The organism is Mesorhizobium sp. LMG 17147 (assembly GCF_024297145.1).
In the GTDB taxonomy this organism is placed as follows: Bacteria; Pseudomonadota; Alphaproteobacteria; order Rhizobiales; family Rhizobiaceae; genus Mesorhizobium.
Window position 1 is genome coordinate 1 of sequence record NZ_JANCTC010000044.1, and the last position, 3,680, is coordinate 3,680.

At 64.1% G+C, this 3,680-nt stretch carries 1 protein-coding gene; it reads right to left on the reverse strand.

Translation table 11 applies throughout. From position 1 onward, the window contains the following. The coding region (locus NMG46_RS29415; protein WP_254820772.1) for an NAD-glutamate dehydrogenase at nt 1–3,680 on the reverse strand (3,680 nt) is incomplete at both ends.

A 3,680-nucleotide genomic window follows, 5' to 3' on the forward strand; every position in this document is an offset into this window, starting at 1 on the left:
GCGTCCTGCAACTCGGCGATCCGCTGCCCGAGCGGCGCGGTGCCGGCATCGTTCTTCAGGTACCAGCCGCTCGTCACATAGATCAGCCGGCTGACCGCCTGATAAAGGTCGAGCTGGATTTGCCCGTCGATCTGGTTGTCGAGCGCGTCGATCTGCCGGTAGAGCGCCGGCAGCGCAAAGCCGTCCCGAACCACGGCGAAGGTGCGCACGACATCGGCGGCACTGCGGCCGGTTGTTTCCTGCAGCCTGTTGACGAAGGACGGGCCGCCGCGATTGACCAGATCATTGGCGACGACACGGGCGATGACCTCGCGGCGCAGCCGATGGCCGTGGATTTCCGCAGCATATTTCTTTGCCATGCGCTCGGGAAAGTAACCCATCAGGTCGCGGTCGAAATGCGGATCGTCCGGGACGTCGCTGGCGACGATATCGGAAAACAGCACGATCTTGGCATAGGCAAGCAGCACGCCGAGCTCGGCCCGGGTTAGCGGCTCGCCGCGCGTCTCGCGCTCGACAAGGGCCGCTGGCGACGGCAGCGCCTCGACGGCACGGTCGAGCAGTCCGCGCGCCTCCAGCGCCGCCATGAAGCGGCTCTGATGGGCGATGTCGGCGAGGCCGCGCTTGCGGGCAAGCGACAGCGCCAGCGTCTGCTGGTAATTGTTGGACAGCACCAGGGCGCTGACCTCATCGGTCATCTCGGCCAGCAATTTGTTGCGCGCCGGCCGGGTCAAGGATCCCTTGCGCATCGCGGAAGCCAGCGCGATCTTGATGTTGACCTCGACGTCGGAACAGTTCACGCCGCCCGAATTGTCGATCGCATCCGAGTTGCAGCGGCCGCCATTCAATCCGAATTCGATGCGCGCCCGCTGCGTGACGCCGAGATTGGCACCCTCACCGATCACCTTGGCGCGCAGGTCGAGCGCGGTGATGCGGATCGCGTCATTGGCACGGTCGCCGACGTCCTGGTTGGTCTCGCCCGATGCCCTGACATAGGTGCCGATGCCGCCGAACCACAAAAGATCTGCCGGCGCCTTGAGGATGGCACTCATGATCTCGACCGGCGTGGCCGTTGTCTTGCCGAGGCCGATCGCTGCAGCCGCGGCGGCCGGCAAGGTGATCGACTTCTGGCTGCGCGAGACGATGATGCCACCTTCGGACAGCTTCGTCTTGTCGTAATCCTGCCAGCTTGAGCGGGCGAGAGCGAACATACGCCGGCGCTCGGCCATCGAAGCCGCCATGTTGGGATCGGGATCGATGAAGATGTCGCGATGATCGAAGGCGGCGATCAGCCGGGTCTGCTCCGACAGCAGCATGCCGTTGCCGAACACGTCGCCCGACATGTCGCCAACGCCGACGACGGTGAACGGAGTGGTTTGGATGTCGCGGTTCATCTCGCGGAAATGCCGCTTGACCGCTTCCCAGGCGCCCTTGGCGGTGATGCCCATCTTCTTGTGGTCGTAACCGGCCGAACCGCCGCTGGCGAAAGCGTCGTCGAGCCAGAAGCCGTGCTTTTCACTGATGGCGTTGGCGATGTCCGAGAAGGTCGCCGTGCCCTTGTCCGCGGCAACGACGAAATAGGGATCGTCCTGGTCGCGCCGCGCCACGCCGGCCGGCGGGATGACGCCGTCCAGGCCGATATTGTCGGTGATCGACAACAGGCTGGAAACGTAATTCTTGTAGGCGGCTGTGCCGGCCTCGAAAATGGCGTCGCGCCCGGCGCTCATCGGCAGCTTTTTCGGGTAGAAACCGCCCTTGGCGCCAACCGGCACGATCACCGCATTCTTGACCTGCTGTGCCTTGACCAGGCCGAGTACTTCGGTGCGATAGTCCTGGGCACGGTCCGACCAGCGCAGGCCGCCGCGCGCGACCGGGCCGAAGCGCAGATGCACACCCTCGACCTCAGAGCCATAGACAAAGATCTCCCGCCATGGCCGCGGCGCCGGCAGCCCGTCCACCGATTGCGAATCGAGCTTGATCGCCAGCGATTGGCCTTTCTCTTTCGTATCGGCAACGAAATGATTGGTGCGCAGCGTGGCCTCGATCAGGTTCAGATAACGGCGGATGATGGTGTCGTCATCGATGTTGGGAACGTCTTCCAGCGCATCCGTGATCTTGGCCTTCAAATGTTTGGCCTGGACGACACCTTCCGTTTCCGCCGTCGGGCCGAGGCGGGCGACGAACAGCGCATGCAGGCCGCGGGCGATCTCGGGATAGCGATTGAGCGCGGCGGCGATGAAATCCTGGCTCTGCGGGATCCCGGCCTGCTGCAGATAGCGGCCATAGGCGCGCAGGACGGTGATCTCGCCCGACCACAGGCCGGCGGTCTGGGCAAGGCCGTTATAGCCGTCATTGTCGACATCGCCGCGCCAGACGGAAAGGAACGCATCCTCGAACAGCGCGCCGCCATTGCCGAGGTCGATCGGCCTGCCGTAGCTGTTCTCGAGTTCCATGTCGTGGATGAAGACCATGCCGGATTGATTGTCGCCGACCTCGAAAGTGCGCTCGCTGATGACGCGGAAACCGATGTTTTCCAGCACCGGCACGCGCCGCGACAGCGCCACCGGGCTGCCGTGGTGATAGATCTTCAGCGCCGCCTGATGCGGCTTCTGGACGGCGTGACGGTAATAGTCGATGGCGATCGGATTTGACGCATCGAGCTTGGCGATGCGCCCGGCGTCGGCCAGCGCCACGGCCGGCGGAAAACTGTCGCGATAGCTTTCCGAAAACCGCGAGGCGATGGCCGTGAGTCTCGCATCGGCGCCGGTCTCTGTCGCGGTCTCGCGCAGTGCATCGTCCCAGGTCCGTACGATGTCGCGGATCGCCGCCTCGATCGCCGCCTGCTCGACCTTCGGCGTCTTGCCGCCGGAGCGGCCAATGATGAAATGGACACGCGCCAGCCCGCCTTCCGGGAACGCCGGATAATAGGCCGACAGCCGGCCTTCGAAGACGGTCTTCAGATACGTGCCGATCTTCTCACGCACGACGCTGTCGTAGCGGTCGCGCGGCACGAAGACGAGCACGGAGACGAAGCGGTCGAACTGGTCGACACGCACCAATGCCCTGACGCGCGGCCGCTCGATCAAGCCCAGGATGGCTTCGGCATGCTTGCGCAGGATCGGCACCGGAACCTGGAACAGCTCGTCGCGCGGATAGCTCTCCAGCACGTTGATCAATGCCTTGCCGGAATGGTCGCTTGGATTGAAGCCGGATTTGGCAATGACGGTTTCCGCCTTCGAGCGCAGATAGGGGATTTTCATCACCGAGCGCGTATAGGCAGTCGACGTGAACAGGCCGACGATGCGGAGCTCGCCCGAAAGCACGCCTTTGCCGGTGTAGGTCTTGACGCCAATGTAGTCGAGGTAGATGCGGCGGTGCACCGATGACTTGGCGTTGGCCTTGGTGACAATCAGCGGTTCCGGCCCATGCAGGAAGGCGCGGATTTCCGGCGTCGTGCTTACCGCTTCGGTGCCGCGCCTGAGCACCAGCACGTCGGGATCGGAAAGGATGCCGAGGCCGGGCTTTTCGGCGCGCTCCAGCATGCCGCTCGTCTCGCCGCCGGTGTAGTTGAATTCGCGCATGCCGAGGAAGGTGAAATTGTCGTCGCGCAGCCATTCGAGGAAGGCGATCGCCTCGGTGACATGGGCCTTGTCGAGCGGCACTGGCGAGTAGCGGAATTCCGA